17 protein-coding genes are annotated in these 21,629 nt (G+C 41.6%); 12 read left to right on the forward strand and 5 right to left on the reverse strand.

Annotation, left to right across the window (positions count from 1 at the left end; genetic code table 11):
* Positions 1-352 precede the first annotated feature (352 nt).
* Positions 353-1,402, reverse strand: a complete 1,050-nt coding sequence (locus HWQ42_RS08395; protein WP_292810946.1) for a hypothetical protein — start codon at positions 1,400-1,402, stop codon at positions 353-355.
* 479 nt (positions 1,403-1,881) lie between these two features.
* Between HWQ42_RS08395 and HWQ42_RS08400 the strand changes: the two genes are divergently transcribed.
* The 8 genes from HWQ42_RS08400 to HWQ42_RS08435 all read left to right on the forward strand — a co-directional run bounded on the left by HWQ42_RS08400 (position 1,882) and on the right by HWQ42_RS08435 (position 12,481).
* Positions 1,882-3,810, forward strand: a complete 1,929-nt coding sequence (locus tag HWQ42_RS08400) for an alpha-amylase family glycosyl hydrolase (protein ID WP_292810947.1) — start codon at positions 1,882-1,884, stop codon at positions 3,808-3,810.
* Between the two features lie 152 nt (positions 3,811-3,962).
* A complete protein-coding gene (locus tag HWQ42_RS08405; protein ID WP_292810949.1) occupies positions 3,963-4,637 on the forward strand; it encodes a hypothetical protein in 675 nt (224 codons plus the stop codon).
* A gap of 81 nt (positions 4,638-4,718) precedes the next feature.
* Positions 4,719-5,156, forward strand: coding sequence for a DUF29 domain-containing protein (locus HWQ42_RS08410; RefSeq protein WP_292810951.1), 438 nt, complete (start codon positions 4,719-4,721; stop codon positions 5,154-5,156).
* A gap of 853 nt (positions 5,157-6,009) precedes the next feature.
* A complete protein-coding gene (locus HWQ42_RS08415; protein WP_292810953.1) occupies positions 6,010-7,584 on the forward strand; it encodes a type II CAAX endopeptidase family protein in 1,575 nt (524 codons plus the stop codon).
* 801 nt (positions 7,585-8,385) lie between these two features.
* Positions 8,386-8,661, forward strand: a complete 276-nt coding sequence (locus HWQ42_RS08420) for an NINE protein (RefSeq protein ID WP_292740674.1) — start codon at positions 8,386-8,388, stop codon at positions 8,659-8,661.
* A gap of 57 nt (positions 8,662-8,718) precedes the next feature.
* A complete protein-coding gene (locus HWQ42_RS08425) occupies positions 8,719-9,051 on the forward strand; it encodes a hypothetical protein (RefSeq protein ID WP_292810955.1) in 333 nt (110 codons plus the stop codon).
* 203 nt (positions 9,052-9,254) lie between these two features.
* A complete protein-coding gene (locus tag HWQ42_RS08430) occupies positions 9,255-11,795 on the forward strand; it encodes a cation-translocating P-type ATPase (protein ID WP_292810957.1) in 2,541 nt (846 codons plus the stop codon).
* A gap of 197 nt (positions 11,796-11,992) precedes the next feature.
* Positions 11,993-12,481: an FHA domain-containing protein gene (locus HWQ42_RS08435; protein WP_094352473.1), complete on the forward strand. Its 489-nt coding sequence runs from the start codon at positions 11,993-11,995 to the stop codon at positions 12,479-12,481.
* Positions 12,482-12,561: 80 nt separating this feature from the next.
* Here the strand turns inward: HWQ42_RS08435 and HWQ42_RS08440 are convergent, their stop codons facing one another.
* Complete coding sequence (locus tag HWQ42_RS08440; RefSeq protein ID WP_289798874.1) at positions 12,562-12,909, reverse strand: hypothetical protein; 348 nt, start codon at positions 12,907-12,909, stop codon at positions 12,562-12,564.
* A gap of 196 nt (positions 12,910-13,105) precedes the next feature.
* On the opposite strand from HWQ42_RS08440, the gene HWQ42_RS08445 reads away from it, so the two are divergent.
* On the forward strand, positions 13,106-14,026 hold the full coding sequence (locus HWQ42_RS08445) for a TIGR01777 family oxidoreductase (protein ID WP_292810960.1): 921 nt from the start codon (positions 13,106-13,108) through the stop codon (positions 14,024-14,026).
* 102 nt (positions 14,027-14,128) lie between these two features.
* On the opposite strand, the gene HWQ42_RS08450 is transcribed toward HWQ42_RS08445, so the two are convergent.
* The 3 genes from HWQ42_RS08450 to HWQ42_RS08460 all read right to left on the reverse strand — a co-directional run bounded on the left by HWQ42_RS08450 (position 14,129) and on the right by HWQ42_RS08460 (position 15,441).
* Positions 14,129-14,374, reverse strand: a complete 246-nt coding sequence (locus tag HWQ42_RS08450; RefSeq protein ID WP_094352470.1) for a hypothetical protein — start codon at positions 14,372-14,374, stop codon at positions 14,129-14,131.
* A gap of 201 nt (positions 14,375-14,575) precedes the next feature.
* The gene (locus tag HWQ42_RS08455) at positions 14,576-14,998 is read right to left on the reverse strand and encodes a hypothetical protein (protein WP_292740683.1); all 423 of its coding nucleotides are present in this window, start codon (positions 14,996-14,998) and stop codon (positions 14,576-14,578) included.
* An 86-nt stretch (positions 14,999-15,084) separates the two neighbouring features.
* Entirely contained in the window at positions 15,085-15,441 is a 357-nt protein-coding gene (locus HWQ42_RS08460; RefSeq protein ID WP_094352468.1) for an iron-sulfur cluster assembly accessory protein, read from the reverse strand.
* A gap of 326 nt (positions 15,442-15,767) precedes the next feature.
* On the opposite strand from HWQ42_RS08460, the gene HWQ42_RS08465 reads away from it, so the two are divergent.
* From HWQ42_RS08465 to zds, 3 genes are all read left to right on the forward strand, one after another.
* Complete coding sequence (locus HWQ42_RS08465) at positions 15,768-17,399, forward strand: hypothetical protein (RefSeq protein ID WP_292810962.1); 1,632 nt, start codon at positions 15,768-15,770, stop codon at positions 17,397-17,399.
* Positions 17,400-19,733: 2,334 nt separating this feature from the next.
* Positions 19,734-19,910 (forward strand): CopG family transcriptional regulator, encoded by a 177-nt coding sequence (locus HWQ42_RS08470; protein WP_292740687.1) that lies wholly within the window; start codon positions 19,734-19,736, stop codon positions 19,908-19,910.
* Positions 19,911-20,187: 277 nt separating this feature from the next.
* Complete coding sequence (gene zds, locus HWQ42_RS08475; protein ID WP_292810964.1) at positions 20,188-21,627, forward strand: 9,9'-di-cis-zeta-carotene desaturase; 1,440 nt, start codon at positions 20,188-20,190, stop codon at positions 21,625-21,627.
* Positions 21,628-21,629 lie beyond the last annotated feature (2 nt).

A 21,629-nucleotide genomic window follows, 5' to 3' on the forward strand; every position in this document is an offset into this window, starting at 1 on the left:
TTGTCGTCAGACATCGCCCTTTCCAAATGTACATCACATGAGCGAAGCCAGGGCGAATATACTCTGGTGAAATTAAATATGCGTTATCCAGAACCGTTGTAGAGACGTAGCACTGCCACGTCCCTCCATTCTTTTTCAGCACATACAGTGGATTTCAAGGAAAGTGAAGTACACAAACTAAGTCTCAAAGCCAGGTACAAAGCCTGTTTTAGTTTTACTTCTGTTAGCGCAGCAGGGCATAGCCCATTCTGACTCCTGAATTCTGAATTCTGCCGTATCTAATGCAAGCCGATGCATTGGTATCGCAGAATCTTGCCAAATTTAATTCGCTACGAATGAATAAAATACTGTACTAAGCGAACTCTATAGTCTCAACAAACTCTAAAATACTTTCTTTGATATCTTCAGCCTCTTCCTCAACAGAATCGGGAGTTTCGCCATCAATAAAGCTGTGCTGACTACTAACTATGTACAAAAATTCCCCACTGATAAAGGTGAGCAATCCTCGGTACGCATCTAATCTGATTGCAGTTCCATTATTTTCTTGCTTAGAAATTGTGGAACCTTTGGGCATATCAATTAACACGTAGTAAGCGCCTCGCAAAGTATTTTCCAGATATTCGGTATATTCCACAGAAGCATCTGGTACATTAGCGAAAATCGCTTGAGGTACATACTTATCTACTAAAATTGTTTGTAAATATTCTTCTTGTCCAACAGACTCCAATTCCTCTAACTGTTCTAGGGGGAAAGGATAATAATCGATTCTTAGCAAAGTACCGATGTCATCAGAAAAGCCAACTACTCCTTCCTGGCTTTGAATTCTACCGCCCTGCTGCGGATCGACCGGAATCGGTACAGTAAAATTACCTAAAGGGGATTGATAGGCCTGTTCGCTAAAATCTTCGATGACTACTGTCTCATCTTCATCGTCTGTATATTCTTCATCTTCTGCTTCTTTAAAAGCTGCAATTACCTCCTTGATGATTTCCTCTGCTTCTTCATCTTCCAGTTCTAAAGCTGCTTGTAACTTTTTCAGGTAGGCTTGTTTCGGTTTGGGAATGGCGAGGTCATCGTCTAAAAGCACTATTACCCCAGCGGCAAAACCATCTAGCACTAATTCATCTGAGAGAGATACTTTGGCGGTATTAAACAGGGGCCCAATTCCCTCTTCTTCGGCAATGGCGATCAGTCTATCAACTATTTCTGCAATTTCATCTTCTGAGTATTCCTCGAAAACCTCGAATTCCCAGAGGATACCCGCTAAACTTTCTGCATCTACCTCTTCAATAAATGAATCAGCGATCGCAGTCACAGTTGCGATCGCCGCCACCGCTTCCTCTGGACTGAGTGATTCCTCTGATGTCTTTGGTGAGTTAAAAACCTTGTCATATTTGGTCATAATTGCTACCTAAATTAATTCCTTGATAGTAATAACAGATTGAAAGTGACAATGGTCAGTTTACCAATGGAGCGAATCTTCTAGAGAAAAAGTTGGCTTATACGTGGTTTGCTCGGTATTGCTCAGGTGTAACAAAACCTTGTTGACAACTAATCTCACAGGAATTGAGGTTTTCTAAAATCTGTTGTCGAATATACACTTAAACACGAGCTACGCTCAATATTTACCACAAGTCAATTTAATTAAATATTGTAAATTTTTGCGATCGAGCAATTATCGTTAATAACTGCTACATTCCTTTACTTTTATCCTCTAGCAGATGAATTATATCTATCGATAGAATTATAAACTAGCTAGCGATAGATACATACACCGTAGGCAGGATGTCACAATACCGAAGTTTGTAGTGACACACAATACTCGAAACGTTGTACTGTTGGTTCTACAAATGTGAATTACATGAAATTTTGAGTTTTTTTATGGTAAAAACCCCTCCATCCCAGTTTTCACCAGATCAATACAAGGTTGATTCTGCACAAGAGAAAGTAGACGCTATTATAGAAACCCCACCATCAGAAACTGAAATTGACCTAGAGTTTCTTTACACCAGAGATATTGAATTTCGTCAGGAAACTATTTACTTTCTAGTGGTAGATCGCTTTTATGATGGCGATCCAGATAATAGCGAAGGTGCAAACTCAGAACTGTACGATCCAACTAGAAAAGAGTGGGGTAAGTACTGGGGTGGCGACTTACAAGGTGTCATCGATAAGTTAGACTATCTCAAAAATATGGGAGTTACCGCCCTTTGGCTAACTCCACTATTCGAGCAGGTGGAAGAGTTATTTATTAGCAATGCGGCGATGCATGGCTATTGGACAAAAGATTTTAAACGGATTAATCCTCGCTACATTGCTGATGGAGAAAATCCTTCTTTAAACGCTACTCAAGAAGAAAAAAATACGACCTTTGATCGGTTAATTACAGAACTGCACAAGCGAAATATGAAGCTGGTGCTAGATATTGTCTGCAACCATAGCAGCCCTGATACCAGCGGTAGCAAAGGCGAATTATTTGATGATGGCGTCAAAATTGCTGATTTCAATAATGATGTCAATAATTGGTATCACCACTATGGCGAAGTGCAAAACTGGGAAGACGATTGGCAAGTACAAAACTGTGAACTATCCGGTCTAGCAACCTTCAATGAAAACAATAGTGAATATCGTGAGTATATCAAATCAGCAATCAAACAATGGCTAGACCGGGGTGTGGATGCACTGCGAGTAGATACTGTCAAGCACATGCCGATCTGGTTTTGGCAAGAATTCACAGGCGAGATGACCAATCACAAACCAGATGTATTCATTTTTGGTGAATGGATTTATAGTAATCCGAGTGACGATCGCTCAGTGGAATTTGCCAATCATTCAGGCATGACGCTTCTAGACTTTGGCTTGTGTGTGGCAATTCGAGCCGCACTGGGACAAGGTTCAGAAATGGGATTCCAAACAATTCAGTATATTTTTGATCAGGATTATCGCTATAACGGGGCAACAGAGCTAATTACCTTCATCGATAACCATGATATGTCCCGCTTCCAATCGCTGAACCCTGATCCAGCGATGTTGAAGGTTGCGATCGCCTTAATTATGACATCTCGCGGTATTCCTTGCATATATTACGGTACAGAACAGTATCTGCATGACGATACCGATGGCGGTAATGACCCATATAACCGCCCGATGATGGAAAATTGGGATGTTGAGAGTGAGATTTATCGTTGCATCAGGCTGCTGTCTGGCTTACGGCGACTGAATCCAGCCATATCAATGGGTAGCCACTGGCAAAAATACTTAACACCAGATGTTTACTGTTATGTCCGCCGCTATCGTGATTCTCTATGTTTTGTAGCTTTAAACCGGGGAGGAGAAGTTACTCTCCCAGAAGTAGAAACAGAATTACCCGATGGCGAACATACCTGCGTGGTGACTCGCAACAAGTATGAGGTGAAAGATGGCAAGATTTATAACCTGGTATTAGAAGAACGGGGAGTGATTGTTTTCAGCCACGTTGGCGAACGGATTAAAGCACAGACAATTGTCCGCATCCAACTCAATGGCGTTGATACTCAACCTGGTGAAATCATTGTGGTGACAGGAGATTGCCCAGAGTTGGGTAACTGGGATATCAGCAAAGCGTATCCTTTAGAGTACATTAACTCGAATACCTGGTCTGCGGAGATTCCCTTTGATGAAAGTGCTGGTAAGCTGATTGCTTATAAATATGCCATGTGGCGGGAAGGGCGATCGCCTCTACGCGAAAATCTTGTAAATCGCCGCTGGGTGATTGCGAAAGAAGGTACTGTCAAATGGCGTGATACCTGGGCATCTGGAAGAGAATCTTAGAAATATAGAATAACGTAGAGTGAAGGATTCAAATTTTGATTCTTCACTCTTTTATTTTGGAATTTTCAGTAACAAAAAATACATAAACAAGCGTATCAAACCGCAGTGTGCGCCATAGTGTAGTAGTTAGATGCTTTAGTAATTTTGTACTAATGAGACTCTTCTCTTACTGCCTACGTTATGATGATGGTGCGGCTCCTAACCCATTCTGGGAACTTTGCACCCTCGCAATTTGCAAGCCTGTTATCCGACGAGCCGCAAACATTGGAGATTGGGTTGTAGGACTTGGTTCTACACAATCACCAATTGGGAATATTACCGATTGCGTTGTATATGCAATGCAGGTAACGGACAAGATGACATTGCGAAAATACGACGAGTTTTGCCGAGTTCATAGTCCTCACAAAATTCCTAAGTGGAACAGCGAAATATTTGAGTATCGTGTTGGCGATTGCATCTACGATTACAGCCAAGGAGAACAATCAGTATTGCGACCAAGTGTTCATGACATCAGTAATCAAGAAACAGATTTAGGCGGTATAAATGTTTTGATGTCACGGCACTTCTACTACTTCGGTGACAAGCCTGTTCATTTGCCTGAACCGCTCACTTCAATTGTTCATAAAAACCAAGGACACAAATCGACAGCAAATCAGCCACACGTAATACCATTTGTAACTTGGATCGATAATTTAGGTTACACGCCTAATCAAGTACATGGTGAACCTCAACTCAAAAAGGAATTTATCTTAAACCCAGATATCAGCGGTTGCTGTGCCCAACGCAACCTGCAAGATGACGATGCTGATGAGAGAAGTAATTGCTAGATTACTTTTGTGAGATTATTCGTGGGTCAACATTGAGCAAAAATAGGCAAAATGTTGCTGAAAACAAAGGGGTAACTGTTGATGAGTAAAACGACACTCTACAATCAGGACTTTCTGGTGTGGACGCAGCAACAAGCTGAGTGCCTGAAGAAAGGACGCTGGGCTGAGTTAGATGTTGAACATTTGGTAGAGGAACTAGAGGCTTTGGGTCGGAGTGAACAAAAGGAACTTGGAAGTTATTTACAGGTGCTTTTAATGCACTTACTCAAATGCCAATATCAACCAGAGCGAAAAACTAAAAGTTGGGTTAACACAATCTCAAACTGCCGAAACCAAATTCAAGATTGCTTAGAAGATACTCCCAGTTTGCAGCACCTTCTAGAAGACTGGGAGTGGATACAGAAATATTATCGCCGCGCTCGTCGAGATGCTGCAAATGAGACTCAAAAGCCAATAGAAACTTTTCCCGTTGAGTGTCCTTTCACTATGGAACAACTTCTCGATCATGAATTTATCTAAGTACGATTTTGCGTAAAAGCGTAGCGTTTTTAATGCAGGGGGATGCAATGGCATTGTAGGGGCACGCATTAACATTGTATCGGGATGCAATGGCATTGTAAGGGCACGCATTAACATTGTATCGGGATGCAATGGCATTGCAGAGGCAAGCATTAACATTGTATCGGGATGTAATGGCATTGCAGAGGCACGCATTAACATTGTATCGAGATGCAATGGCATTGCAAGGTATTGTCAAATTTAATTCGCTACAAATTAATGAAATGCTATATTAAGTTAAACTGGTGAGACTCAGTAACTAGGAATAATAGGCATAATTAAATATAAAATCCTAGTTTGTAGTGAGTGATATCATCTCCGCATAATTAGTTATGCTAACCACAGTCATCACACCCCTCCCCGCAAGCGAGGAGGCAGGGTGGTTTCATACAAGCAGAGAAAAACTAAAACCGGGTTTCAAAGCCTCTCTCCGCATCAGAGAGAGGTTTGGAGAGGAGTCAAAATCTATGGTTCTAAACGAGAAATAAAGACTTCCATATTTTTCTTTTTTCGTATAAAACCACCCTGCCGCAAGCGAGGAGGGGAGACAAAGCGTAGCTTTGGCGGGGTGGGGTTCTTCGGGTTTAATAAGCAATCAAGCGGACATGATATGATTTATCGCTCAAAACAAAGATGAGCGGCTTCTTCAAGGTGGGGGAACACTAGTGTAATTTAACATTGTGCGTGCATAGGCTAGCAAAAACCACAGGCATCGCAAACTTATAATATTGATGATATCTATCCACCTCTGACTTTTTATTGCGATAATTCCCAAGGGAGACGCGCTCTCCACTGGTCAGTCAAAGGGGGATAGATGACACTCAAGCGGTTGGTTTTATTTTTTGTAATGACGCCGATAGCAGTTCTGTTAGCAGTTTCGGCTTTATTCGGCAGTTGGCAAGAACCTCAATTTCAAAGTCGTTTGGAACTATACCAAACAAATATTGCTTTACAAGCTCAAGCTTGGCAATCAGAAGATAGTGGTGATGACAAACTCCAGGCGATTCGGGAAGCAATACTTGGTGAGCAACCCCTAGAAAGCGCTACAAAGCAGTATCAGGAGGCGCGTCAATCAGTTCAAGCTAATTTAGACAAAGTTAATAGTAAACTTGCACAATTACGCTCTCAGGCTGAAATAACTCCCACACCTCCGAAACCTCTACCGGATGCTCCTCCCACTATTAAAACCTCTAAACAGGGACAGCAACAGTTACAGCAGTCTTTTAAGCAATTACAAAAATTACTGGCTGAATTAGACCTGCGCTTGGGAATCTTACAAGCACAGCAAGGACAAACTGATACAGCCTTCAAGACTTGGAGCGAATTACAACAACGTTCAGATATTAATCCAGGGTTTGGGGAAACCGCCGCTGTATTGACTGGACTGTGGAGCAATCCTCCCCGTATCCTCCCAAATGCTCAAGAACCAATTCAAAAGAATTTAGAAGGTTGGTTTCGCTCTACAGCTTTGGTTAAGTTATACCAACTCCAGCAACGACAAGACGCGTTATCAGCAGTAAAAGCTGCACAACAAGAATCTTCTACTCAAGCAGTAGTTAAATTGGCAGTTATTGGCACTATTCCCACTTTGGCAGCTTTAATTGGTTTAATACTGCTGATTTTATTATTTGCTCAACGCTTGTTGAAAGGAAAAGCCTCTTTATTAGCTCAAAATGCTGATATCCCTTGGTCAACACCTTGGGGTGGTGAAACGGTTTTGCAGGTTTTTATCATCGGCTTTTTCTTCATGGGGCAAATTTTTGTACCTTTGGTGATATCACTGCTACCCATTCCACGTCCTATTGTGGATGTGCGACTTCAGGCATTTTCTGTGTTGGTTAGTTACTTCTTGGTGGCATTAGGTGCGCTATTAGTACTGTATTTCTCTCTCAAGCGCTTTTTTCCACTACCAGAATTCTGGTTTCGCTTCCGTTTTCAAGATAACTGGTTTTTGTGGGGACTGGGAGGCTATTGCACGGCTTTACCCGTAGTTGTGGTGGTATCTTTGATTAATCAACAGCTATGGCAAGGACAGGGTGGGAGTAATCCTCTGTTACAACTAGCCCTAGAAAGCCAAGATGGTATCGCACTTGGTATATTTTTCTCCACAGCGGCGATCGCAGCTCCATTTTTTGAAGAAATCCTATTTCGCGGTTTTTTGTTACCCTCTCTAACTCGTTACTTACCCGTGTGGGGATCGATTTTGATCAGTAGTTTGTTGTTTGCGATCGCTCACCTCAGCTTATCGGAAATTCTCCCCCTGACCGCATTGGGCATTGTGTTGGGAGTAGTCTACACGCGATCGCGCAATCTCCTCGCTCCTATGCTCCTCCACAGCCTCTGGAATAGTGGTACACTGTTAAGCTTGTTTGTTTTAGGCAGTAATTAATACAAGTACACTACTGTTGCCAAAAACAAAAATATCTGATTTTATCTCCATAGGTAGAGACAATTTCCTAGTGATAATTGGTTATAAGCATAAATACTAGCTGAAAACCCAATTAAGATAATGGCAAAAGCAAATTAAAGAATGCTATTAACATAGACAGCAAACTATCTAGTTAAGCATTTATTCTCATTCGGGTAGATTTTAGCCATTTTCGAGATGTTAATTGTCTTCTTGAACCATTTTCAGCTGTCATGAATTGGAATAAAATTCCGGTTTGCGCTCATGGAAGTGGGGATCGGTAACTAAAAAGTGGTTAGAAAGATATGGAAGATGCCTTTTGCGCTTCTAGATTCCCACTAGCCGCGCAGTTGCGTTGCCATTGGTGCGATGGCGTTTCACATCTGCTGAAACCGATGTCTACAATGGGTTACGCCTACGCAAAAACATCCGGAAATAATACTGATGGACTTGTAAAAAGTGGTGTATGTAGCAGCTTTTCTTGATTATTTAAGATTTATTCTGCTCAAGATAAACGCCTGAGCTAAAAATCTGCAAAACTGCTGCACCAGGGTTGGCGATCGTCAAATCCACCAAAAGTCATCAAGGAGCGCCAGATCGGCCTATACTGCAAGACATCTTGGCGTCTCCTCTGGAATAGAAGCACACTGATTTTAATTATTCATCTTGGGACTTACTCATAGTGAAAAATTAAAAATCTATTTATTAAGTAAGTAAATGTATTTGCTTCCATTACAATAAAGATTTTATTTTTATACTCACTTATCAAGGAGCAGCACTTATATGGCAAATCTCAACCCCAGTCACCCTACCAAACAACTTCTAGCTGGTTACTGTGGCATTATCCTGGGAGCATTTGGGGTTCATAAGTTTATTCTAGGATACGCTTCGGAAGGCTTTATCATGTTAGTGATTTCTGTAATTGGGGGTTCTTTTACCTACGGCGTTGCTTTGTTAGTTATGCAACTCGTAGGTCTAATTGAAGGCATGATCTACTTAAATAAATCCCCTGAAGGATTTGTAAATACCTATTTTGTGAATAAGCAGGGCTGGTTCTAGTGCAAGAATAGCTTTCTTACTGGAAGCAGAGAATGATACTTACTTCCCAGCTTAGGATTGCAGCAAAAGCGCAGGGATAAAGGGCAACAACCAAAAAAACATCCTTTTCCCTTCCGCTTCACCTTTACCTTTAGCAGAAGTTATACAGCACTTCTACCTTCTATATTTATTTTTATTGATATGCTCATTTTCAAACCTAAACAGCTTAACTGGGCAATGTTCTTCTTGTTAGGCTTTGGATATTTCAGTGTTATGTCTCATTTAGAAATCAACTATTTCTTAAAAAATCTGATTGCGATCGCGCCAATACAGGTGGCAGCTATTATTTATGTCACTTATCGACGTTGGAAATGTCAACCCCCTCTAGGGAAATTAAAAATTAAAAATTAAAAATTAAAAACTCTACAGATAAATCTGGGGACTTGGAACCTTGAATTAAGTACAGCGATAGTCGTTCATGCTCAACAAAGTACGATAAATTAATAATTTTAATATGGTTGACATTGAGTCATAGTTCCATATTTAGCCTACGCTCGAATTAGAGACGCTTTTAGTCAGGCGTTGAATTTCTGTAGCGAATCTAAACACAAGCCATGCAACTTGTCCCGAAAACTAAGCCAGCCCTAGAACTTGACCCAATCCTAGAGAAGATTATTCTAGATGTTGGGGGTATGAAGTGTGCTGGGTGTGTGAACGCTGTAGAACGACAGCTGACCCAACATCCAGGAGTCAAGAGTGCCTGTGTGAACCTGGCCACAGAGGTAGCAGTTGTAGAGTCAGAAGTTGGTGCAATAGATGCAGATGCACTGGCACAGCGATTAACATCTGTTGGATTCCCGACTCAACCCCGAAAAGCTAATGGCACAGTAGCGGGCGAAATATCGACCTTACCAGATCCAGCAGAACGACAACGCCGAGAAATGCGTTCTTCTTTATGGCAGTTGGCGATCGCAGCGGTGTTGCTGATATTGTCGGGAAGTGGACATTTTGGTAATCTTGGTAGCTCTGTGCTGCCAGTGCTAAATAACATCTGGTTTCACTGTGGACTGGCGACAGTAGCGCTATTAATTCCCGGTCGCCCGATTTTAGTAGATGGCTGGCTGGGTTGGCGGCGAAATGCGCCTAACATGAACACCCTGGTGGGATTGGGAACGCTGACAGCCTACATTGCTAGTTTAGTAGCGTTGCTTTTTCCCCAATTGGGTTGGGAGTGCTTCTTTGACGAGCCAGTAATGATGCTAGGCTTTATTCTCTTAGGAAGGACATTAGAGCAACAAGCTAGAGGTCGCGCGGCTGCCGCATTTAGGAAATTGCTAGCACTCCAGCCACTCTTAGCGCGATTAATTGCCAACCCAGAGAAAACCGGAATGGGTTCTTCTAGTGTTGAGATTCCCGCTGAACAAGTGCGTGTCGGTGAATGCTTACAAGTGCTGCCAGGCGATAAAATCCCCGTTGATGGTGAAGTGGTAGTTGGTCAAACAACGGTCGATGAGTCAATGCTAACTGGAGAAGCAGTGCCAGTAATCAAAAAACCAGGAGATATGGTGACAGGGGGGACACTAAACCAGTCAGGAGCGATCGCTATTCAGGCAACCCGGATTGGAAGTGATACAACTCTAGCTCAAATTGTCGCCCTAGTAGAAGCCGCCCAAACTCGGAAAGCACCAGTACAGAAATTAGCAGATACAGTAGCTGGTTACTTTACCTACGGGGTGCTGACAGCATCTGTCTTAACATTTGGATTTTGGTACTTTTTCGGTACTCACATCTGGACTGATATCACCATGTCTGGTGGCATGGAAATGATGAACCACGCTACACATGAAGCCCATCACTCCCCACTCTCGACTCCCCATTCCCCTTTATTAATTAGTTTAAAACTCGCGATCGCAGTTATGGTAGTTGCCTGTCCCTGTGCTTTGGGACTTGCCACACCAACAGCCATTCTGGTTGGAACTGCTATGGGCGCAGAACGAGGTTTGTTAATCAAAGGTGGCGATGTTTTAGAAAGAGTACATCAGTTAAACACCGTAGTCTTTGATAAAACTGGCACTCTGACCACAGGTAATCCCATCGTCACAGATTGTCTGTTAATTGAGGAATTGGGGAAGGTGGGGCCCCCTCTGGGGATAAGGGGTAATGGGGAAGAGGCAGAGGAGCAGGAGAAGAATAACAATGCCCAATCCCTCATTCAACTAGCAGCAGCCGTAGAAAGCGGTACTCACCATCCCCTAGCAAAAGCGATTCAGCAAGAGGCACAGCGGCAAGAGTTATCGATTCCAAAGGCTGTAGACTTTCACACGGAACCAGGACTAGGGGTATCTGCTGTGGTGGAGGACACAGTTGTATTGTTGGGTAACTGGGAATGGTTGAGTTGGCACGGCATTGCCATTAACGAAACTGCACAACAGGTAGCACAGGATTTAGCAACAGATGGTAAAACAGTCGTTTGCGTCGCAATTGGCGGAACTTTAGCCGGACTAATTGGTGTTTCTGATACCCTCAGATCGGATGCTCGATCCACGGTAGATAAGTTGCGTCAGATGGGCTTACGGGTAATGTTGCTCAGTGGCGATCGCCAAGAAGCAGCTAGCGCTATAGCCAAACAACTAGGATTAGATAGCGCTGATGTAATCGCAGGTGTTCCCCCAGCTAAAAAAGCGGCGGCAATACAGTCTCTCCAGTTAGAAGGGACAAGGGGACAAGGGGGACAAGGAGACAAGGGGGCAAAGAAAACTCCTAACTCCTCACTACTAACTCAGCACTCGGTAGTCGCAATGGTAGGAGATGGAATCAACGATGCTCCAGCTTTATCCCAAGCTGATGTAGGAATTGCTTTACACTCCGGGACAGATGTAGCGATGGAAACTGCTGAAATTATTTTAATGCGCGATCGCCTAAACGATGTCGTCGAATCTATTCAGCTTAGTCGCGCCACCTTCAACAAAATCCGCCAAAATTTATTCTGGGCTTTTGCATATAATACACTTGGCATTCCTTTAGCAGCAGGTGTTTTATTCCCTAGTCTGGGTTTTGTGCTTAACCCATCTGGTGCTGCTGCATTAATGGCTTTTAGTTCTGTTAGCGTCGTCACCAACTCAATATTATTACGGCGATTCGCTCATCGCCCGTAGAATACTCCTTTACACGTCCAATTTGCCACCACAAATATTGGTTATCAAAACACAATTCAAGAGTCAGTCGTCAAATTAAGACACTTACCAAAGCTATCATAGCTACTGGAGTAGAACGGCCATGTTCTACTCTTTCAAGGTATTATGCAATTTTAAAGCTTATTTAGATTAGCACCACAGACTTATGGTGCGCGAAAATGGCAAGATACGATACTAAACAAATCTTAATCAATTACAGTTCCACCGATTTGTCAATGGCAGCAGAAACCAATGAAAACCATCTACTGATTATTGAAGACGATCAAGGTCGCAAAGAATTTTCTCTGGAGCACCCCGTCTACTCTATCGGTAGAGACCGCGAATGTAATATCCGTTTAATGTCGCAGTTTGTCTCCCGCCGCCATGCCACATTAGTGAGATTGCCACGAGAGCATAATAGTCATAGCTACTATTACCGGATTGTAGATGGCGATGCCAAAGGTAAGCCTAGTTCCAACGGTTTGATGATTAATGGACGCAAGATACCAGCCCACGATCTCAGAAATGAAGACGAGATCGTTTTTGGGCCTCAAGTACGTGCCATTTATTACCTTTTAAGAAACACTCAGCGTTTAGGACAAACGGATTCGAGTGAGTATGATATTACACTAATAAACCCCGGTATGGCCGAGGATTTAGAGGAGTAGGATATTGAATTATAACTACCAATCACAGTCTGACACTTCCACAGCTTCAAGCCGTGGGAGTATCAATTCGATCGCCAAAGCTATCCTGCAATACTTTCAATCAAATGCCAATGACGGCTACTTTCAATAGATTGCTTGATTAACTCAAACATTTGTCGGCAGTAATTATCTAGGTGAATTGGTAGTTCTTCATTTTTAATCACAATACTCATCCGGGTTTCTGTTTCAGTAGATTTTGATTTATCAATCAGTACTTCTACCGTTATTAATTTAGGAAAAGGAACGTTTCCAGGAACCTCACGACCAATAATATATTCGGCTGTGTGATATTGAATATCCAACTGACAGTCCTGTAGAAGTTCTACAAGTAACGGCAACAGATGGTCACTAGGAACAGAAACAATAAATGAACAGGTATAGCGAGCCATAATAGCCCCAAGCATTGCAACACTCCGTCCATCCTATAATACCGAAGTATCTAAATATAAAGTCATTAAAAAATCAAAGTTTTTGAGAGCAGGTATTACCAGATATACAGTCAAACCTCTTCTATCAACAAGGAAATTGCCGTAAGCTGAAAGTTTGATCAAAAACTTTACAATAAAGGTTTGGCTGAGGTAGAAAATGAAAGTCGCAATTACTGGGGCAACAGGATTTGTCGGTAGTCGTTTGGTACAACGATTACAGGGAGAAGGTCATAAAATAGTTGTATTAACTCGTAACACAACCTTTGCTCAAAAGGTTTTTCCCTCTGAGGCTTTCCCTAATGTAGAGATTGTCGCCTATACACCAAATGCATCTGACTCTTGGCAAAGTGTCATCGCTAGTTGTGATGGCGTCGTTAATTTGGCAGGAGAACCTATTGGTGAAGGGCGCTGGACACCAGAACGGAAACAAGAAATCCTCAATAGCCGAAAGTTAGGTACACAAAAAATAGTTGAAGCAATAGCCAACGCTAATCCTAAAACATCTGTGTTAATTAACGCTTCGGCTATTGGCTACTACGGTACCAGTGAAACGGCTACCTTTGATGAAACCAGTCAATCTGGTAACGATTTTCTTGCCCAAGTCTGCCAGGCGTGGGAAGCTGAAGCGGGAAAAGTAAAAGATGCTGGTGTGCGACTGGTAATTTTGCGTTTTGGGATTGTTCTGGGCAATGGTGGCGCTTTAGGTAAAATGATTCCACCTTTCAAACTCTTCGCTGGTGGGCCTATTGGCAGTGGTCGGCAGTGGTTCTCATGGATTCACGTAGACGATTTAGTTAACCTGATTCTGCAAGCTTTAACTAAACCGGAAATAGAAGGTGTATATAATGCCACTGCCCCTAACCCAGTCCGAATGGCAGATTTAAGCCAAACTATGGGACAAGTGATGAATCGCCCTTCTTGGTTGCCTGTTCCTGCTTTTGCGATCGAGGCTCTTTTAGGAGACGGGGCGATAGTAGTTTTAGAAGGTCAGCAAGTTATCCCAAAACGAACTGTGCAAACAGGTTTTGAGTACAAATATCCTAATTTGCAATCGGCATTAACACAAATTCTTACATAGATTCAAAGGGAGTGGGGAGTAAGAATTTTAGATTTGAGATTTTGGATTTTAGATTGAAATTTAATCCAAAATCTCAAATCCAAAATATGCCTTATTCTTTGACTATTGACTAGAAAGAAATTTTTTGGAAACCCAACTGATAATACCGCTGAGAATGGCACCACCCATGAGAATGCCAATTGCTGGGTTAAACAAGGGTTGCCACAGTTGATGCCACAAATCCAAACCCAGGTTTACTCCGGCGGCATCACCGATCGCAGCGATCGCTAACCAGCCAAAGCCAAACAAAACCAAAAAAACATCGGCGACTAAAACCATGTTTAGCCAATTTAACAATTTATCTTTCATGATTGGAGTGGAAAATGGGGCATTGGACATTGGGCATTGGGCACTTCTACTGAGCGACTTGCCTTGAGCCAAGTCGAAAGGAGTAGTTGGCGCAGCCTCTCCAAGAGTTGTATTGGCCATTGGGAAACAGGAAGGAGGAGTTCTTCAATTTTTAATTTTTAATTTTTAATTTTTAATTGATTTCTCCCTACTCCCCATCTTTTACTTTTCAAACAGCCAATTTTTGACTTTTGTCAAACTCTGCCAATCTGGTTTTCTACTTAAACCGTCTTCAATACTATTTTTTATTTCATCACTCCATTCTTCATTGACAAAAATTAACTGCTGTGCTATATCAATATGTTCGCGCAAACCTTTTTGCTTTGTTTCCAGCATTGCTAAGGCGAGATTGATTCTAGCCTGGGGATCTTGTGGATTTAACTTGACTGCTTTCTGTCCAGCTTTGTAAGCCAAATTGGGTTTGTTATCGAGTAGATACAACCACGCTAAACAAACCCAAGCTGCACTAGTTTTAGGAGCGCGATCGCACACTTCTTTAAACACAGGGATTAAAGATTCTACTGATTCTCCTGCTTTATAGCGTTCTAAGCCTGTATCAAACAGGGATTCAACTGTTTGAGTCATAGTAAATTAATCATGAGTCATAAGTCATTGGTCAATTGTCATTTGTCTTTCGTCCAATAACCAGGGACAAATGACAACTGACAATATTACACCCCAAATGACTTGCCGCAACCACAAGTTTGATTAGCATTGGGGTTAGTAAACTGGAAACCACCACCAATCATGGCATCGCTGTAATCGAGCATCAAACCGTAGAGATATAACAGACTCTTGCGATCGCTGACAATTTTGAAGCCATCATAGTCAAAAACTTCATCATCAGGGGTAATCTTGCTGGTATCTTCAAAATCCATCATGTAAGACATCCCAGAACAGCCACCCTGACGTACTCCTACCCGTAAGCAAAAGTCTGTGCCTTGCTTGTCCCGGAGGGATTTTACCTGGTGCAATGCGGCTTCGCTCAACAGAATTCCGCGTTGTTGAGCCTGAATTGCTTGTGTCATCTGCTTTTCAACTCCTTAATTAGTATAAGCGTTACCCTATATCGGCTTGTTAATGCTTCTGGGTTGCTCGTTAAGTGTTTTTGTATTCATTCTAGCGGCTTAGATGTTGCTAGATGCCAAATTGTAAACACTCCGTCAAAAGTAGCCAAAGATTTTTATTCTAGAATTGAGAGACTTAATGTGTTTATACATTCGGTATTCTTAAAATTTAAGCCCTACGGCAGCAACAGAAGCAACCACCCTTCAGGTGCAGCCATAAAAATTAATCCGAGGCTAGCTAGCCCTAGCCCCCAAAGTTTACTTCCAAATTGCTTCTTTTGATCTCTATGACAAGTTTTAATCGCTCTACCAGTCGTCGGTTGAAGAAATTAACTCAAATTCCTTCTGTATGGGAGGGCGATCGCCGTCCGTTGTCATCACCAAACCAGCACTCAGACTCAGAGGCAAAGGGAGAATGCATTCTTTGGGTAGATTTCTCCCAAGGTGTTGTCCGAGGAATGGACGTGGTAGCTTCAGATATTGGTCCAGAAGCAATAGTTCGCACCTTAATGCAAGCAATGGAGCATCCTCAAAGTCCGGCAAGACCTGCTAGACCTCAAAGAATTGTAGTCAAAGACCGCGAGATCCAATTTTACCTGCGGGGAGTGCTGCAAGATTTGGATATCGCCATTGATTACGCACCAGAACTGCCTTTAATTGACGAACTATTTCGTGGATTTGCCGACATCCTCGATAGTCAAACCCCGGACTTACCTCCACAGTATGCACAAATCTTGCGAGAGAAAGCATTTGCAATTTGGCAAGCAGCACCTTGGGAATTTTTGGAAGAACAGCAAATTTTGTCAATCGAGATTAATAAGTGGGATGTTGGCACACTCTACGCCTCAGTTATGGGAATGCTGGGAATGGAGTATGGGATTTTGTTTTATCGCTCAGAAGAGTCTTTAAAACAGTTTCGCGCCGCAGTTTTAACAGATGAAGAATCAACGGAGCATCTAGAAGAAGCCTTCCTTAAGCAAGATTGCTTATTTCTCACTTTTGAGAGCGTTGACGAAACCGATGAAGATGAGGATGAAGAAGATGATTTGGCGGATCTACCATTATCAGAAATTGACCCTACTTTTGGTAATATCCATCCTTTAGAAGGACTACGGTCTGTTTTGTATGACGAAGAAGCATTGGTAATCTTGGTTGCTATAGAAAGCCTCAGCCGCTTTATTCGCGATCACCGTCGCCAACTTCATGAGGATATCTTCCCTACTCTGGGCCGTCGCTATCGCATTTCTCTACCGCAGTCGGAAGAATCAACTAAATCAGTGCCTGTAACAGTCTCTACCATGCCGCAGTTAGCAACAGAATTAGAGGAAATGGCAGGCTTTGATATTGATGGTGAGGAGATTGACAACCTTGATTTTCAATCATTGCGAGATGACTTGATACCAGAAGATTCCTTCCTCAGCTTAGGTGTAGTGTCTTGGGAAATGTTGGATTCTCTGCGAAAGGGGGTCAGCTACCACCAGGCTAGTGAAATCAAACAAGTGGGTGACGGTTTGCCTGTGATTCTAATTCAAACCTCTCGGCCCAAGGCAAAGACTGTAATTGAAAGAATTGAAGCAGCAGGCGGACTGAGAGCAATTTGCTTTAATCCAGGTGCCGATCCCTTTGATGGCGATCGCTACGACCTGGGTTTATTGCAAACTCAAAATGGCGAATTGTTCCTATTCGGTGAATTTTTAGATGAAGATCCGATTCATGTCGAAGCCCGAAAAAAATGGAATCAGCGGTGTAAAAATACTAAGGGCTACTGTGGCTTAATCATTGCCAAAGGACTAACGGGAGCCTCCCGTGGCAATCCTCAGTTACGAGATATGATGGCTTTGTTTGAAGGGCGATCGCTTTCACCACAAAATTTAGGTATTGGCACTCTCCAACTTATGCCTCAACTTAAATTTGAGTAATTGCATTGAATTGCCGCAATTCTAAATCTCAAATTATCGGTATGAGAAATTAAGTTGATTGGCATATTGACTTAAATTTGCATTTAAGACGGGAAAAGGGCAGGGCTTTGCCTTTTAACGTTCATCCCTTTTCTTTTTACCCACGGAGTGTTGATTTACCAGTGCTGAGTACTGTCTTGCCCCATAGCAAAACGTGGAGATTGAAGTAAGAGTGCATCATTTACAGCAGGTTTCAAGTTGGTGAGTTACACAAGCTAAGTCTTTTACCCAGACATCAAGCGTGTTTTACTCCTTAATTCAGAATTCTGAATTAAGGAGTAACTGTTTCAGGGAAGTAAAAAGTACTCAGGATTTTCACTTTTGTATATACCCTAATACAGTTCAGAATGAGCAATAAAAACCAGATGTAGAGACGCAATTTATCGCGTCTTGAAAGACCATTTATCTACACCAATAACCCTTAACTAAACCGTATTGGTATATACCCCATCCCTTGTAAGTAGGTCGGCGTAAATTATTATCGTTGGGATAAGGCAGAAGGCAGGGGGCAGGGGACAGGGGGAAAAAGGGTTTGAGCCTTGTTTACTTTTCTTTATATAGTTTGGTTTTATTATGCCGACTTACTTAGCGCTCTTCCATCACTCTCAGAAAAGAATAATCGAAGCAAAACTGAAACTATGACTAAATCAAGGTTTGAGGCTTTATTTTCTAATATAAATTCAAAAATGTAGCCAAAATCTGGAAAATGAAGTCTCGTATGCCTTGCAACGATTGCTTACTCTAAGAGTGATGGAAGAGCGTTAGGCACTCTTTTAAGTAGAGGCAGAGCGTTCCAGTTCCACTCAGTCTTCATCATCCGTGTACCGATCAGGACGCGGCACTTTGTAATGAATATTCATGTATATGTCAATACTAATATACGACCAATCTTGAGAAGCTAACTTTACTTAAATTTCATGAAGTACCTGTATTTTCATAGTTTTCTAGTTATTTTATGTAAAATTTTTCAGTATAAATAACTACGACCACTTAAAAAGCGCTCTATAAAGATTGTTTGAATCAAACCTAACTGATGCACTTAGATATTGAAATCCTATTTTTAACATGTTTTTGAGTTTAGCATCCTGTTATATATCAATATCATTAAGCAAAAGTTCAGATACATATGTTTTTCTTTGTAATTTTTTGATAAAGGATAAAAAATAGCTTTGTTAATGTCTAAATGAAGATTATTTAAAGTGCGTAAATAATAGCTATAATAAACACACTACCGAAAAAATTAAAATATACTACTCTCTTTATGGGTATACTTACCAGATAAAAATAGTTGCGATCAAAATTTTATTAGTAGTAATTTATATCTTGGTTTAGATATGAGGAAAGAAATTTATGTCAAACTTATAACGCCCTAATTGGCTAAAAACGATTTATATAACCTCCAGATCGGTGAAGATGAAAAATCGTAAAAAATAGCTGATTTTAAAGCAAGCTATATCGCTAGAAAGAAGATAAAAAATATGCAATACTTCATTGCATTCTGACGATAATTTATTGTAAAAGTATGAAACAAAACTAAAATATTATTATCTGCAACAGTCTAGTAGCATCACATATATTCTGGATAAATCCATCTGTGTGAAATTACAGATGTTTCTGTCAAAATTTACCAACATGCTTGGCAATTTACACTCAGTAGACTGAGTTTTACACCTTTTTTTCTGGCTACTATATTGGCAGTGAAAAGCAATCAGCTTGATCAAGGTAAGCCAAAATTCCTAACAGTTCAAGTAGCTCTTAAGTTCTTGGTTACAGATGGGTGTTTGTTTTAAAGCGATCGCTTATTTGCCTACTTTCTAAGTCACTATTCAGGCTCTATACACACCCCTATAACCCGCCTGTAAACCAGCATTTCGGTATGATAATGATTCTGAAGCTTTATTTTTTGGTGTTCTAGCGGATATTCTCTCCAAGTGAGTTTGGCGAACTTAGTTAAGAGAGAAGGTCAAATGCTTTCAATGGAGAATAACTTTGGAAATCTTCATTGAGTCAACATTAGGTGTCTCGAATTCCTTTATAAAATTTCATGGTCAGGCTTTACTCATGCTGTTAGTAGGGTTATTATCTTCAAAAGCAACTATGTGCTATTTATGCTGTCACAATAGTAACAAATAAAGTGTAGTATTTTGATTTTTTTAGAAAATGATCAATCCTTTTACCAAACAAACATTTTTAATATTAATGGTATTACTTGTTTCCTGAGACAAACTCTGATAACCTTATCGGTTCCCTCTTTAATTTAGACTCTTTCGACCAGCTAAATATACAGCAGATAGCATGATAATGACAAATAAAAAATGGGCCGTTAAACGCATAACAGTTAATCTCGCAACGCAGGAAGCGGAAAAACTAGAAAAATATTGCCAACAAACAGGTAGACCTGCAACTGACGTAATTCGTGAACTGATTAGAAGTTTGCCTGTCTCCGACGACAGCAAAGATACAAACAACTAAAAAGTTACTTTCACAACATTATCCAGAAAACTGCTTTGCCACTAAAAAAATATCTCTGATACTTTTGAGAGTCCGTCACTATGGACAAAAGTTTGTCTAGATGATACAGACGCGTTTTTATCGCGTCTGGTCATTTACCGGGACTAAAAAAAGTAATCAAAGAAGTTTTAGTATCGATATTGGCAAGCCTTAATATGCTGCTGGAGTTGATATTAAGTAGCAAATTCCGACACCAACACAGTTACAATCTGTAAAGAAACTGAAAAGGAACGACGGAATGCGTGTTGCAATCGTAGGTGCGGGACTGGCTGGGCTAGCAACCGCAGTAGATCTAGCTGATGCTGGTTGTGAAATAGAGATTTTTGAATCTCGTCCGTTTGTCGGCGGTAAAGTTGGCAGTTGGGTTGATGGAGATGGCAACCATCTAGAAATGGGGTTACATGTATTTTTCGGGTGCTACTACCAACTATTTGACTTAATGAAAAAAGTGGGGGTGTTAGAAAACTTACGCCTCAAGGAACATACCCACACTTTTATTAATAAAGGTGGGCGCACTGGTGCTTTAGATTTTCGTTTTATTACAGGTGCGCCTTTCAATGGGTTAAAGGCATTTTTCACTACTTCTCAACTATCGTTGCAGGATAAATTGCAAAATGCGATCGCTTTGGGTACTAGTCCCATAGTTCGCGGGTTGGTAGACTTTAATGGGGCGATGAAAACTATCCGCAATTTAGATAAAGTTAGCTTTGCCGATTGGTTTCGCAGTCATGGTGGAAGTAATGGCAGCATCAAGCGGATGTGGAACCCCATTGCCTACGCATTGGGATTTATTGATTGCGAAAATATGTCTGCCCGTTGTATGTTAACCATATTTCAGCTATTTGCAGTTAGAACTGAGGCTTCAGTTTTGCGAATGCTGGAAGGTTCTCCATCTGAATATTTACACAAGCCCATTCTGGAATATCTGGAAGCTAGAGGCACCAAAATTTACACGCGCCGACAAGTTCGGGAAATTCAGTTTACTGAGTCAGCTGAACAAACCCGTGTCACTGGTATAGTAGTTGCCCAAGGTGATGCAGTAGAAACGATCGCTGCTGATGCTTACGTTTTTGCCTGTGATGTTCCAGGAATTCAACGCATCCTACCCCAGGAGTGGCGTAAGTGGTCAGAATTTGACAATATTTACAAACTAGATGCAGTGCCAGTGGCTACAGTGCAGTTACGCTTTGATGGTTGGGTAACAGAACTGAACGATGGAGAGCAACGTAAACAGCTAAACCATGCGGCTGGAATCGATAATTTACTTTATACAGCCGATGCTGACTTTTCTTGTTTTGCCGATTTAGCGTTGACTAGCCCTGCTGATTATTATCGCCCAGGACAAGGGTCTTTGTTACAGCTAGTGCTGACACCGGGAGATCCGTTTATTGCCCAAAGTAATGAAGCGATCGCACACCATGTCCTCAAACAAGTCCATGAACTATTTCCCTCATCGCGGGAGCTAAATATGACTTGGTACAGTGTGGTAAAACTTGCTCAGTCTCTCTACCGAGAAGCGCCAGGGATGGATGCGTACCGTCCCAACCAAAAAACACCAGTAGATAATTTCTTCCTTGCCGGCAGTTATACTCAGCAAGACTACATCGACAGCATGGAAGGTGCTACTATTTCTGGACGACGTGCGGCAAAAGTGATTTTGGAGAGTTTAAAGAAATAACA

Source organism: Nostoc sp. JL23 (genome assembly GCF_017115065.1).
Taxonomy (GTDB): domain Bacteria; phylum Cyanobacteriota; class Cyanobacteriia; order Cyanobacteriales; family Nostocaceae; genus Nostoc; species Nostoc punctiforme_A.